The organism is Streptomyces sp. NPDC056486, from assembly GCF_042795295.1.
Taxonomy (GTDB): domain Bacteria; phylum Actinomycetota; class Actinomycetes; order Streptomycetales; family Streptomycetaceae; genus Streptomyces.
This window is the reverse complement of sequence record NZ_JBHTSF010000009.1, coordinates 59,051-71,049: the sequence shown is the minus strand read 5'-3', so window position 1 is coordinate 71,049 and position 11,999 is coordinate 59,051. Positions and strand designations below refer to the sequence as shown.

The following is an 11,999-nucleotide window of genomic DNA, read 5'->3' as shown; positions in this document are numbered from 1 at the left end:
GCCTTTGTCAGGACCTCTCAGCACTGGCCTCCGACGGTGAGTACCAGCTTGCCGATGGTGGAGCCGGACTCGATGCGGCGGTGCGCTTCGGCGGCTCGCTCCAGAGGGAGGGCTTCGACCCGTACCCGCATCCGGCCCTCGGCGCACCTGGCTTCGTCCAGGGGCAGGTAGAGCAGCCCGGCCAGGCTACGACCTCACCGCTGGCCCCGGCTGCGGCCTGTACCTGCTGTACATGCAGAGGAGCTGTACTCAGCTCGACACTGCCCCACCCGCGAAGCCGACTGCAAGGTCTCCCAGTACGTCACAAAAGGCGCTGGCCCACTGCTTCATCCTGCTCAACTTCGATACATCAGCCATACGGTTCTCCTCGTCGTTCGTCTCCATGCCCTGGTTGTCGTCACTCAACTTCGATGCCAGAACCTTGCAGATGACGGCTGCGGAGAGGGACAGCGCGAGACTCGGCAATGCCGAGCTCAGCACAGCTCCGAAACGAACTTTAGCCCGCTCACGCGGTCGGTGGAGCGGCTTTGGGCGGGAGCTGTTTCGAGGCGATTGATCATGGCCTCTTAAGCCTCCGGCGAGTCGGGCAGTCTGGGGGCGGGGGAAGGTGGGCCCCCGGTGGCCTTGCTGCGCGGGTGCGGGGTTGTGCATGGGGGCCTGCGTCCGGCGCTGTTGATGTCACTCGTGGATGTCAGCTCGCTCTGTCCACAGAGGGCCTCTCTCGGCGATCAGTGATGGTGAACTCCATCCACTCGATGCCGGCGACACTGAAACTGGCTCCGACGTTAGAGGACGCGGTGCCCTCGAACTCATGACGTACCCCTGGCTCTGGGCCGCTGAGGCTCCAGGGCGTCGCGACCTTCCATGCCCACTGAAGGGTGGTCAGGAGTGCGTCCTCCGGGGTGCCGCAACAGAGGGGAGAGACGAACCGGAGCTCGGTCAGCTCTGGGAACTTCCAGTACCGCTCGCAACTTTCGATCTCGATGGTGTGCGGCAACAGCTCTCCGATGCGGTCGACCACGCGCTCGGCACCACGGCGGTCGCCCACATGCGCGTAGCAGCGCCAACGGATCGTCTCGAACATGCCGACACTGTATGGCTCTTGCGGAACCGTGCTGCGGCTCCTCCCGGTCCAGACCGCCAGTCCACCTTTCGGAACCCCAGTTCGGGAAGCTCGGGTTGGATAGGGGGAGTTTGGTGCCTGGCCTGCGAGGGAGTGGCCTGACGATCCTCGATGCCGGCGTCTCCCCGTCCGCCGTTCCCCCCCGGGGTTCCAGCTCTGAAGGTGGCTCATTGGGGCCCGCAGCTCCCCGCAGCAACCCTCCACTTGAGAGTCAAAGGGTCATGAAGGGTGAGTGATCGACGAGAAGGAGCCTGCGCAGTGATGAGCGGATGCGTGACAGGACGCGGCGACGTGGCGATGCGGGCGCGGGCATGGCTCCTCCAGAGGTAAGGTACGCGTGGTTGCGTACCTCGAAGGAAGGTACGCAAGCATGCGTACCTTGTCGAGAGGTGGAGCGATGGACGCAGGCGAGTTGGTACACCCCCACGTTGAGGACCTGGAGGTGGGCCCCATCCTTCTGGCGCTGGCTGACGAGAACCGGCGTCGGGTCGTAGCGGAACTGTCTGCCAGGCCGGATGACGAGCGGCTCTGTGCTTCCTTCGACCTGCCGGTGAGCAAATCCAGCCGGACCCGGCACTGGCGAGTACTGCGCGAGGCGGGTCTGGTCCATCAGCGCGACGCCGGGAACGGTCTGTACATGCGTCTGCGCAAGGAGGACCTGGAGCGCAGATTCCCGGGCCTGATCCAAGCCGTTGTCGCTGCTGGCCAGGGGCCATCGACCTGACCCTGCGGCCTGCCTTGATCCGCCTCTCGCCCCAGCTCCCATCCTGTCCGCCGCAGGGCGTGGGGGAGGTGGAGGCCTAGCGACCTCGTGGCACGGGTGTGGCACGGACGCGGTCATGCGAAAGGGCCAGTCCAAGAGGATCAAGCCTCTGAACTGGCCCTTAATGCTGTGCCCCCGGCAGGATTCGAACCTGCGACACCCGCTTTAGGAGAGCGGTGCTCTATCCCCTGAGCTACGAAGGCGGGGCTGACTGATGCCGCCACGGATGGCGGTTTCAGACAGGGTAGCGGATGGGGGTGGGGCCGTGCCGCCTGGCCGGGGGTGGGGCTAGGCGATGCGGGGCGGGGGTGTGGACTCCGTGTGCTCCTGGCGCTGAGCGTTGATCGCCAGTGCCGTTACCGCCAGGCCCGCCAGGAACGTGCATGCCGCCGTGATGAACGCCATCGTGTAGCCGTGTGTCACTGCCTCGCCCGCCCGGGGCATCCCGCCCGGGACATCAGGGGGGAGTCCTTCGTGGACAGGGCGCGGTACAGGGCTGAGGCCGCCTCCGGGAGCTTTTCGTTTGCCGTTGAGGTGGAGATCGTCGACAGGACCGCGAGGCCCAGCGCGCCGCCGATGAGCAGGCCCACCGTCGCGCCGACCCCGCCCATCGCCGCGTACACGCCCATCGCCGTGTCGCGCGGCTTGGCGGACAGGAATGTTGTGGTGATCAAGGCCAGTGCGCTGGGTGCTGCGAGTGCCGCGCATCCTCACCCCCGCCCCCGCCCCCATCCCCGTCCACGCCGACCGGTCTCAGCCGCTCTCTGCGGACAACCACACCCATGACCGACTCCTCCGCGGCTTGCGGGCCATCGGCGAACGCGCAGCCGCCGACCTCAAACAACGCTGGCGAGCACTGCAGTACGTCACCCTCAGCCCGAGCAGAGTCGGCATCATCGCCCAAGCCGCCCTCGTCCTCAACAACGCTTGGAAACAGGCCTGTTGAGAGAAGCTGAGTGGCTGGCAGGGGGTGTCTGCCTTCTCTCTACCCTTCAGCCGAGGTGTGTGTCAGACCTCCCTCCTACACTCCGGGCTCATGACAGCACTCGTTCTCTCCAGCCAGATCCCCTCCGGGGTAATCGACGACTTCGACCTTGTCACCGTCGACGGCCGCCTTCTCCTGTGCGCCGGCGACGGAAGCGGGGGGTGCACCTGGGAGCTGTCCGAGGACCGATGGACGGAATACCGGCTGGACCTGCCGTACCGCCCCGCCGACTTTCGCGCGATGATCGGGCGCTGTCCCACCGAGGATGATCTCAGCTACGGATACCGGCTCTACTCGGTCTGTGCGGCGGTCGTGGACGGCCGGATCGTGGTCGGCGGGGGCAACTACGAGGAGCCCTTCGCGCAGTGGGATCTGGCCAGCGGCGCTGTCCGCGCGCACGCGAGGCCCCACGACGGCGGGACGGGGAAGACGACGACCGTGCGGCTGAACGGCCGGGCGTTCTTCATCAGTTGCGGCGCCTCCACGTACATGTGGGATGTGGAGCGTACGGACGCCGAGCCGGTTCTGCTCCCCGGATGCCGGGACACCGTCGCGGGGATCGCGGCCGGAACGCTGAACGGACGGCCAGTTGTGGTCTTCGGCGACTGCGAGGACGATCACGTGGTGGTGTGGGACGTCGACACCCAGAGCGTCTTCAGGAAGTTCCCTTGTCCCGTCCCCGTGGCGGACATCGGTCTGGCGATGCTGGACGGTCGTACCTGGGTAGTGGCAGCCGGCGAGAACCGCGTGATCCTGGGGGATCCCGACACCGGGGCATGGGAGTGGGAAGGGCCGATCGACGAGGATTCGATCGAGTTCGACGAGGAAGAAGAAGAGACGGAAAGCTCCATTTCCTGCATGGATATTGGCGTCGTGGGCGGCCGTCCGGTCGCGGTGACCGGTTCGGAGGACGGTCGGGTGCGCGTGTGGTCGCTGAAGGAGCGGCGTCTTGTCCAAGGGCCGTTCGCCCCCGAGCACGACGGCGAGGTCAACGCCGTTCGTATCGCCGATCTGGACGGCCACACGGTCGCCGTCACGGCGGGGCAGGACCACCGGGTGCTCGTGTGGGACCTTGAGCAGAACTGACGTCGAGCCCGACGGCTCCCATCACTGCCCACGCGGCCCACGCGGCTCGTTCGCCTCGCCTCGTCGGTGCCGGTCAGGGCCGGGCCGTCCTCAGCGATGTGCCGGGCGGCCAGGGTTGTCGCGGGCCTCGCGGCAACCCTGTGCTTCTCAGGAAGTCGGGGTCCAATTTCCCAGCCAGTCCGTGATCTCCTGGTCCGCCGCCTGCGCGTCCGTCAATTGCGGGCGGTCGCCGCTCGCCGTGCCCGATCCCGCGCCCGTGTTCTTGTACTCCGCGAAACGGTCGTCCTTCCAGGGGAAGCCGCCCATGTCCGACCACGGAGTGGTCCTGATCGCGCCGCTCAGGGACGAGTTGCGGACCGTGGCCTGCGGGTCGAGCGTCGCGTCGCCGCCCGCGTGCCAGTTGCGGCCCAGGTAGAAGCTGCGTGCCGACACGTCGCCGTTCACCGTGGTGTTCGTGATCAGGAAACCTTTGCGGTCGGCCGGGGTGCTCGGCGCGGTGACGTAGCCCTGTGAGGTGCCGTCCCAGCGCCTCTTGAGGGTGATCACCGAGTGGTCCACCACTGCCGTCGCCCGGCCGAAGATGAAGTCCGTGTTGCCCACGACGTAGGAGTTCTTGATGTACGCGCGGCCGAGTTTGTCCTTCGCCGCCGTGTCCAGGAGGAGCGTGTCCTGGTCCCCCTCGACGATCACGCTGTCGAGAAACGCCTTGTCGGCTGCCGTGCGCAGGGCCACCGCCTGGTGACCGGAGAGGCTCTGGTTCGCCTTCTCGTCGAAGTCGTTGGAGATGGTCAGATTGCGGGCCTGGAAGTCGTCGGCCTCCGCTGCGACGGTCGCGCTGCCCGACGTGCCGTAGGTGCCTGAGCCGTCCGGCTTGGGGGTGCCCGCCGCGTTGTCGTACACGATGACGGCGTCCTTGCGGCTGCCGCCCGAGCCCTGGAAGGTGACGTGCGGCTTGTTGGACGGGATCTTCACCGTCTCGCGGTACGTTCCCGGCGCGATGGAGATGACCACCCGCGAGGAGTTGTTCGCCGGTACGGCGTTCACCGCCGCCTGGACCGTCTTGTACTGGCCGCTGCCGTCCTTCGCCACCGTGAGGGTGGCAGCAGCGGCAACGGCGGTGCTCGCGCGCGGGCCCGCGCCCGACTTCACCTTTGACGGGACGTCCGACCCCTTGTCCAGCGTGTAGTCGTAGAAGGTCTTCGGGTCGAACGCCGTGCCGCCGCTCTCGTTGCGCCCGCTCGTCCCTACGAAGATGTTTCCGCGCTGCACGATCGCGGCCGAACTGTCCTTCGTGACCGGGTTCTTGAGGCCCTCGAAATAGCTGTTCTCCAGGACCATCTTCGTCTTGCCGCGCGAGTAGTTCCCGTACGAGGAAGTGATGTCGGTGCCCGCCACGTCCTGGAGGTAGTTGTTGTAGAGGTGCGCGTGGGCGACGTTGTCGGTGGACGGGTTGCGCTGCTCCGTCTCGCGGAACCAGTTGTGGTGGATCGTGATGTCGGCCGTGGTGTTCTCGGTCCAGCCGATGCCGAAGGTCTTGTTGTTGTCGCTCAGTTTGTTCCAGGACACCGTCAGGTAGGTGGTGTCCTTGCGGCTGTCTATCAGGCCGTCCGCCATGTGCCGCAGGTCGTTGTGGTCGATCCAGACGTGGTGCGCGCCGTCCATCTGTACGGCGTCGAAGTCGTGCTCCTTGTCGTTCCACGTGCCCGCGTACGAGTCCCGGATCGTGAGGTTCCGGATGATCACGTTGTGTACGCCCTGGCCCAGGAAGAAGCCGCCCCCGACGATCTGGCCCGACGTGCCGGAGCCCACGATCGTCTTGTCCGACGCGACCTTGATCTCCTTGCCCTTGGGGTCCATCGTGATCGTCGCGGCGACGACGATCACGTACGGGTCGGATGCCGTCGCGTATTTCTCCAGGTCCGCGAGTGTTTTGACGGTGACTGTCTTTCCGTCGCGTCCGCCGTAAGTACCGTTCTGGCCCAGGGTGTTGACCGATGCGAAGCCGTCGGCGACGTCACCCGCCAATGCCGCGGAAGCCGCAGAAGCCGCGGAAGCCGCCGAGGCCCGTGGCTGCGCGTCCTCGCCGAAGATTCCGAATGCCGTGCCGTACGTCAGCCCCGCCGCGGCCGCCATGGCCACCGGGATGCCGATCGTCAGGTTCAGCCGGCGTCTGCGGTGCCGCGCCCCGCGCTCATCGTTGATCGCTCTCATTGCCTCATCCGCCCTGGCGATAGTGGGTGTGCGTATCCGTGTGCGTCTGCGTCTGCGTTGCGCAGGGCAGTCGCCGCCAGGGCGAGGAATGGTTGCCGCAGCAGCCGGGTCAGCCCGACCCGGCGGCCTTGTCCCGCTCCGCGAGGTCCCGCTCCGCGAGGTCCACGTCGATCGTCGTCCGCAGGTCCGCGAGCAACTCCTCGAACCGTTCGATGAGTTCGGGCGGGTACTGGGCCATCGCCGCGTCCATCCGGACCGCGAGCGGCGTGAAGAACTCGTCGGCCCGTTCCCGGATGGGCGAGTGGCTGTGCAGCGTGACGATGCGGCGGTCGGTGTGCTCCCGGGTGCGGACGATGTGGCCCGCGCCCTCAAGGCGGTTCAGGAGCGCGGTCGTGGCCCCCGACGAGAGCTGGATACGTTCGCTGAGACGGGCTGGGGAGAGCGGGGTGCCGCGGTCCTCGGCGGTGACGATCTCCAGGAGGGCGTCCGCGTCCGTGGAGTGCAGGCCGAGCCAGACGGCGAAGCGGCGGCTGAGGTCGTTGTAGCGCTCGCCGTAGCCCCTGAGCCCGTCCATCAGGCGCTCGCGCTGCGCCGTCACCTCGCTGGGTGTCGGTTCCTCCGTCGCCACGGCGCCCGCCCTCTCTTCCTGCCCAGCCTGGCTGTACTCGTGCTTTGACAACTTACCGGCCTCAAATTACCTTCACCGTGGAATTACTTCACCATGGAGGTATCAATCGAGATGCGTGACCCGTCCCCCGCCACACCCTCACCCCCTGCCCGCCGCTGGCTCGGCCTCATCGCCATCGCCCTCGGCGTCGCCCTGATCGTGGTCGACACCACGATCGTCAACGTGATCGTCCCCTCGGTCATCGAGGACCTGGACGCCAGCTCCGGCCAGGCGCAGTGGATCCAGGAGTCGTACGCGATCGTCTTCGCGGCGCTGCTTCTGGTGACCGGGCGCCTCGCCGACATCTTCGGAGCCCGCCGGATCTTCGTCGCGGGTGTCGTGATCTTCGGCGCGACCAGCGTGCTCGCCGGGCTCGCGCCGAGCAGCGGGCTGCTGATCCTGGCCCGCTTCCTGCAGGGCGCGGGCGCGGCGATGATCCTGCCGACCTCGCTCTCCCTGCTCAACGCGACCTTCACCGGCAAGGCGCGCGGCCAGGCCTTCGCGATCTGGGGCTCGACCATCGGCGCCGCCGCCGCGCTCGGCCCGCTGCTCGGCGGCTGGCTCGCCGAGCACGTCTCGTGGCGCTGGGCGTTCGGCATCAACGTGCCGCTGTCCGTTCTCGTCGCCGCCGGCGTGCTGCTCTACATGGCTCCCTCGCCGCGGGCCAAGGGGCGGGTGGACGTACCCGGAGCGGTGCTGTCCATTCTGGGGCTCGGGCTGCTCGCCTTCGGGCTCGTCGAAGGGCGTACCTATGGGTGGATCGTCAGCGTCGAGCCGCTGGACGTTCTCGGGATCCGGTGGGGGAGTGGGCCATCGCCCGTACTCGTCGCCCTCGTGCTCTCCGCCGTCGCGCTGTTCGCGTTCGTCCGGCGGCAGATCGCGCTCAGCCGAAGCGGTGAATCCAACGACTCCAATCGCTCTGGTGACTCCGCGCGCGTCCTGATGGACGTACGGCTGTTCTCGATCTCTTCCTTCCGCAACGGCAACATCGCGACCCTGATCATCGGCCTCGGCGAGTTCGGCATCGTCGCGGTGCTCCCCCTGTGGCTGCAGTTCACCCTCGGCTACAGCGCCCTGGAAGCGGGGCTCGCGCTCGTGCCCATCGCCATCGGCAGCTTCGTCGCCACCGGTGCGAGCTTTCCGCTTGCCGCCAGGGTCGCGGCGCTCGGGCAGGTGCGCATCGGCCTCGCCCTTGAGGTCGTAGGCCTTGCCGGGGTCGGGTTCATCGCCGCACCGGACAGTTCCTGGTGGGCCGTCGCGCTGATGCTCTTCGTGTACGGGATCGGCGTCGGGTTCGCCACCGCCCAGGTCACCAACGTCGTACTCGCCGAGGTGCCGCACGAGAGCGCGGGGCAGGGCTCCGGCATCCAGAGCGCTTTCCGCCAGCTCGGTTCCGCGCTCGGGATCGCCGCCCTGACCACCGTCTACTTCACCACCCTCAGCACGAATCTGCGCGACCGGCTGAGCGACGCCGGGCTTTCGGGCGAGCAGGCGGACCGGCTCACCAGCGCCGTCACCGACAGCGCGGGGGCCGCCATCGGGCCCCTCGCGGACCGGCCCGAGACCGCGTCCGTCGCCGACGCGGCGCGCTCGGCGATGACCGACGGGGTCGCCCTCGGCGGCTATGTCGCCGCGGGCTTCGTCGTACTCGGGCTCATCGCCACCTTCCTCGTACCGTCCGCCCCGGCCTCCGCGAAGGACGAGGAAGCCGCCGGAGATCACGGCGACGCGGTACCGGCGTCCCAGGTGTAGGCGTGCAGGCGCAGGGCGAGCTGGATCTCCAGTGAGCGCTCCGGGGACTGCCAGTCGGCGCCGAGCAAGTGCCCGATCCGGTCCAGGCGTTGGACCACGGTGTTCACATGGACGTGGAGGGATTCCTTCGCCTTGGACTGGCTCATCCCGCAGGCGAAGTAGGCCCGCAGGGTATGGACCAGTTCGGTGCCGCGCTTGGTGTCGTAGTCCAGGACCGGGCCCAGCGTGCGGCGTACGTAGGAGTCGAGATTCGTGTCGTTCGTGTCGTCGCCGAGCAGTACGCCGAGGAAGCCGAGGTCGGGCAGGTCCGCGCCCTGGCCCGTGTGGCCGAGCGCGCGCAGGGCGGAGAGGCAGCGGAGTGCCTCGGCGTGGGCCTGGGAGAGGGCCTCGGGGCCGGTCGCTGGACCCGCGGCGCCGACCGTGACCGGGGCCCCGGCGGCCTGGGTGAGTTCGGTGGCGAGCGCGCGGGCCCTGGCGCCGGTGTCGTCGGCCGGGGTCACCAGGACCACGTGGTCGTGGTGGAGGCCGGAGAGGCCGTGGCGGGCGCGGGCGGCTCGGGCCGCACAGGAGAGCAGGAGCTGGCGGGATGCCGCCTCGCTGTGGGCGACGAACACCGCGTGGGGGAGCGCCAGATCGACGTCCAGGCGGCGGGCCCGTGCGGTCAGGCGGCCCGGGGTGCCGGAGAGGGAGAGCAGGTCACCGAGGAGTTCGCCGCGTACGCGGTCCTCGGCCTCGGCGGCCGAGCGGCGAAGGAGCAGGAGCAGCGCCGTGACGACTCCGGCCCGTTCGAAGAGGCGGCGGTCGGCCTCGCCCAGGTCGGCCCGGTCGGTGAGGGCGATGCTGCCCAGGAGCTCCGGGCCCGCGAGGACCGCGCACACCCAGGTGCCGTCGAGGGGGACGGCCCGGCCACTGGCGCGCGAGGCGGCGACGGCCTTGGCCGGGGGCGTAAGGGGGGCGGCGTCGACGCGGGCCAGTTCCGTGCCGTCCGCGTCATGGATGAGGGTGCCGCCGCGCAGGAGCGCGCCGATCGCGGTCGCGACCTCGGTGAAGTCCCCGCCGCGCAGGACGAGATCGGTCAGGCGGTCGTGCGCGTCCTCGGCCCGGAGCATGGCCTCGCTGTGCGCGCGGATGGTCTGCGACGCCGCGTTCAGGTCGACGAGCGCGGCCCTGGTCTCCTCCATACGGCGTGCGCTGTCGATGGCGATCGCCGCGTGGTCGGCGAGCGAGGAGAGCAGCGCGCCCTCGTCCGGGGTGAAGGCGCGGGCGGTGCGGTCGGCGGCGTACAGGACACCGATGACGTGGGTGCCCTGCCGCAGCGGTACGCCGAGGATGGCGTGCAGGCCTTCCTCGAGTACGGCGCTGTCGATGGGGGTGGTGTGCTGGAAACGGGGATCGACCTCGTAGTCCCCGGTGGCGTACGGACGGGCCGTCTGGGCGACGAGGCCGCCGAGCCCCTCGCCCATGCCCAGGCGCAGATTCTGGAACGCGGCGGAGATCGAGCCGTCCGTCACGCGCATGTAAGTGTCGCCCGCCGCAGGGTCGTTGAGCGAGAGATATGCGACGTCCGTACGCAGCAGGAGCTTGGCCCGGTGCACGATGGCGCGCAGGACCGCGTCCAGGTCGCGCAGGGCCGCGAGGTCGCCCGCGGTATCGAAAAGGGCGGTGAGCTCGGCCTCCCTGCGCTGGTGCTGGTTCAGGGTGCGGCGCACACGCAGGGCGGTCTGCGTGGCCTCGTCGATCGCGGTGAGCTCGGCGCCGCTCGCCCCGGCAGCGCGGGCCGCCGCTGCAGGACGGGCGAACTGCTCGGCGGGCGCGTCATCGGCGAGCAGGCCGAGCAGCTCGCGCAGAGCGGTGGCCGTACACGCCTGCTCCCGGTGGGCGGCGTCCGGAGCGGCGGCCTGCTCCCGGTGGGCGGCGTCTGAGGAGCTGGCCATACGACGTGTCGCCTCCGGGAGCGGGGTGCGCGTGCTGCTGGTGCGCTTCAGGTGATGCGCTTCAGGTTCAGGTGGAGATTGTCGCCGAGGCGGTGGTGGTCGGGGAATCCTCGGGAGCGGAATGCCGCTCCTGCGCGAGCGAGCGGCCCCGGGTCTCTTTCGCCACGAGCACGGTGAGTGTCGTGATCACCACGGTCACGCAGACGTACAGAGCCACCGGCGTCGCGGACTCGAAGTCCTTGAGCAGCTCGACCGCGATGATCGGCGCGAGCGCGCCGCCGATGATGGACGCGAGCTGCGAGCCCATCGAGGCCCCGGAGTAGCGGACCTTCGTGTCGAACATCTCGGAGATGAAGGCCGCCTGCGGCCCGTACATCGCGCCGTGGAAGAGCAGCCCGACCGTGACGGCGAGGGTGATCACCGTGAAGGACTTGCTGTCGACGAGCGCGAAGAACGCGAACGCCCACGCCGCCATGCCGATCGACCCGATCAGGGTGACGGGCCTGCGGCCGATGCGGTCAGAGAGGGCGCCCCAGAGCGGGATGGTCACGAAGTGCACGGCGGAGCCGATCAGTACGGCGTTCAGGGCGGTGCTCTTGGGCAGTTCCAGGTGCACGGTGACGTAGACGAGGACGAAGGCCGTGAGGATGTAGTACGAGACGTTCTCGCCGAGCCGGGTGCCGATCGCGGTGAGGACGCCGCGCCAGTTGTGCCGGAAGACCTCGACGACCGGCGCGTCCTGCTTGGTGGTTTCCCCCGAGGCCGCGGCGGCCTCCGCCTTCGCCTGCGCCTCCAGGAACAGCGGGGACTCCGAGACCGAGACGCGTATCCACAGGCCGATGATCACGAGTACGCCCGAGAGCAGGAACGGGATGCGCCAGCCCCAGGCGAGGAACGCCTCGTCGGACTGGACGGCGGCCAGGAGCGCGAGGACGCCGGTGGCGAGGAGGTTGCCGCCGGGGGCACCGGCCTGCGGCCAGGAGGCCCAGAAGCCGCGGTTCTTGTCGTCGCCGTGCTCGGAGACGATCAGGACGGCGCCGCCCCACTCGCCGCCGAGCGCGAAGCCCTGGATCAGGCGCAACACCGTGAGCAGGATCGGGGCGCCGACGCCGAGGGTGGCGTGGGTGGGCAGCAGGCCCATCGCGAAGGTGGCGCCGCCCATCATCATCAGGCTGAGTACGAGCAGCTTCTTGCGGCCGATCTTGTCGCCGTAGTGGCCGAAGACGATGCCGCCGATGGGCCGGGCGGCGAAGCCGACGGCGTAGGTGAGGAAGGAGAGGAGAGTGCCGACCAGGGGGTCGCTGTCGGGGAAGAAGAGGGTGTTGAAGACGAGCGCGGCGGCGGACCCGTAGAGGAAGAAGTCGTACCACTCGATGGTGGTGCCGATGAGGCTGGCGCTGATGATGCGGGCGATACCTGGCTTGCCCGGGGTCTTGCCCTGGGCACGCGGCGTTGCGGCTGCCATGGCGTGATCCGTT

At 68.9% G+C, this 11,999-nt stretch carries 11 protein-coding genes and 1 tRNA gene; 4 read left to right on the top strand and 8 right to left on the bottom strand.

The features are described 5' to 3' along the window. Nucleotides 1-17: 17 nt before the first annotated feature. Nucleotides 18-161 carry a zinc-binding dehydrogenase gene (locus ACFQ7F_RS06815; RefSeq protein WP_383267248.1) on the bottom strand — a complete coding sequence of 48 codons (144 nt, stop codon included), beginning with the start codon at nt 159-161 and terminating at the stop codon, nt 18-20. Nucleotides 162-691: 530 nt separating this feature from the next. After that, nucleotides 692-1,084: a hypothetical protein gene (locus ACFQ7F_RS06810; protein WP_383267152.1), complete on the bottom strand. Its 393-nt coding sequence runs from the start codon at nt 1,082-1,084 to the stop codon at nt 692-694. 436 nt (nt 1,085-1,520) lie between these two features. On the opposite strand from ACFQ7F_RS06810, the gene ACFQ7F_RS06805 reads away from it, so the two are divergent. Continuing rightward, the gene (locus ACFQ7F_RS06805) at nt 1,521-1,847 is read left to right on the top strand and encodes an ArsR/SmtB family transcription factor (RefSeq protein ID WP_383267149.1); all 327 of its coding nucleotides are present in this window, start codon (nt 1,521-1,523) and stop codon (nt 1,845-1,847) included. Between the two features lie 169 nt (nt 1,848-2,016). Here ACFQ7F_RS06805 and ACFQ7F_RS06800 read toward each other — a convergent pair. Next, nucleotides 2,017-2,089 (bottom strand) — tRNA-Arg (locus ACFQ7F_RS06800). A gap of 216 nt (nt 2,090-2,305) precedes the next feature. Further along, nucleotides 2,306-2,560, bottom strand: a complete 255-nt coding sequence (locus ACFQ7F_RS06795; RefSeq protein WP_383267146.1) for a hypothetical protein — start codon at nt 2,558-2,560, stop codon at nt 2,306-2,308. Nucleotides 2,561-2,583: 23 nt separating this feature from the next. Between ACFQ7F_RS06795 and ACFQ7F_RS06790 the strand changes: the two genes are divergently transcribed. Next, a complete protein-coding gene (locus ACFQ7F_RS06790) occupies nt 2,584-2,832 on the top strand; it encodes a transposase family protein (RefSeq protein ID WP_383267144.1) in 249 nt (82 codons plus the stop codon). Between the two features lie 90 nt (nt 2,833-2,922). After that, the gene (locus tag ACFQ7F_RS06785; RefSeq protein WP_383267142.1) at nt 2,923-3,957 is read left to right on the top strand and encodes a hypothetical protein; all 1,035 of its coding nucleotides are present in this window, start codon (nt 2,923-2,925) and stop codon (nt 3,955-3,957) included. A 147-nt stretch (nt 3,958-4,104) separates the two neighbouring features. Here ACFQ7F_RS06785 and ACFQ7F_RS06780 read toward each other — a convergent pair whose 3' ends face one another. Both ACFQ7F_RS06780 and ACFQ7F_RS06775 read right to left on the bottom strand, forming a co-directional pair. Continuing rightward, nucleotides 4,105-6,168, bottom strand: a complete 2,064-nt coding sequence (locus ACFQ7F_RS06780) for a pectinesterase family protein (protein WP_383267139.1) — start codon at nt 6,166-6,168, stop codon at nt 4,105-4,107. Nucleotides 6,169-6,277: 109 nt separating this feature from the next. Next, nucleotides 6,278-6,742 (bottom strand): MarR family winged helix-turn-helix transcriptional regulator, encoded by a 465-nt coding sequence (locus ACFQ7F_RS06775; RefSeq protein ID WP_383267245.1) that lies wholly within the window; start codon nt 6,740-6,742, stop codon nt 6,278-6,280. A gap of 147 nt (nt 6,743-6,889) precedes the next feature. Between ACFQ7F_RS06775 and ACFQ7F_RS06770 the strand changes: the two genes are divergently transcribed. Further along, nucleotides 6,890-8,587, top strand: a complete 1,698-nt coding sequence (locus tag ACFQ7F_RS06770) for a DHA2 family efflux MFS transporter permease subunit (protein ID WP_383267137.1) — start codon at nt 6,890-6,892, stop codon at nt 8,585-8,587. Here ACFQ7F_RS06770 and ACFQ7F_RS06765 read toward each other — a convergent pair. Further along, nucleotides 8,554-10,521, bottom strand: a complete 1,968-nt coding sequence (locus ACFQ7F_RS06765) for a helix-turn-helix domain-containing protein (protein WP_383267134.1) — start codon at nt 10,519-10,521, stop codon at nt 8,554-8,556. The genes ACFQ7F_RS06770 and ACFQ7F_RS06765 overlap by 34 nt on opposite strands. Before the next feature lie 67 nt (nt 10,522-10,588). Further along, nucleotides 10,589-11,986: an MFS transporter gene (locus tag ACFQ7F_RS06760; RefSeq protein WP_383267131.1), complete on the bottom strand. Its 1,398-nt coding sequence runs from the start codon at nt 11,984-11,986 to the stop codon at nt 10,589-10,591. Nucleotides 11,987-11,999 lie beyond the last annotated feature (13 nt).

Bases quoted from the DNA above. Each gene is read 5' to 3' on its own strand.
- ACFQ7F_RS06810 (WP_383267152.1), bottom strand. From the start codon at position 1,084: ATGTTCGAGACGATCCGTTGGCGCTGCTACGCGCATGTGGGCGACCGC.
- ACFQ7F_RS06805 (WP_383267149.1), top strand. From the start codon at position 1,521: ATGGACGCAGGCGAGTTGGTACACCCCCACGTTGAGGACCTGGAGGTG.
- ACFQ7F_RS06785 (WP_383267142.1), top strand. From the start codon at position 2,923: ATGACAGCACTCGTTCTCTCCAGCCAGATCCCCTCCGGGGTAATCGAC.
- ACFQ7F_RS06780 (WP_383267139.1), bottom strand. From the start codon at position 6,168: ATGAGAGCGATCAACGATGAGCGCGGGGCGCGGCACCGCAGACGCCGG.
- ACFQ7F_RS06775 (WP_383267245.1), bottom strand. From the start codon at position 6,742: ATGGACGGGCTCAGGGGCTACGGCGAGCGCTACAACGACCTCAGCCGC.
- ACFQ7F_RS06770 (WP_383267137.1), top strand. From the start codon at position 6,890: ATGGAGGTATCAATCGAGATGCGTGACCCGTCCCCCGCCACACCCTCA.
- ACFQ7F_RS06765 (WP_383267134.1), bottom strand. From the start codon at position 10,521: ATGGCCAGCTCCTCAGACGCCGCCCACCGGGAGCAGGCCGCCGCTCCG.
- ACFQ7F_RS06760 (WP_383267131.1), bottom strand. From the start codon at position 11,986: ATGGCAGCCGCAACGCCGCGTGCCCAGGGCAAGACCCCGGGCAAGCCA.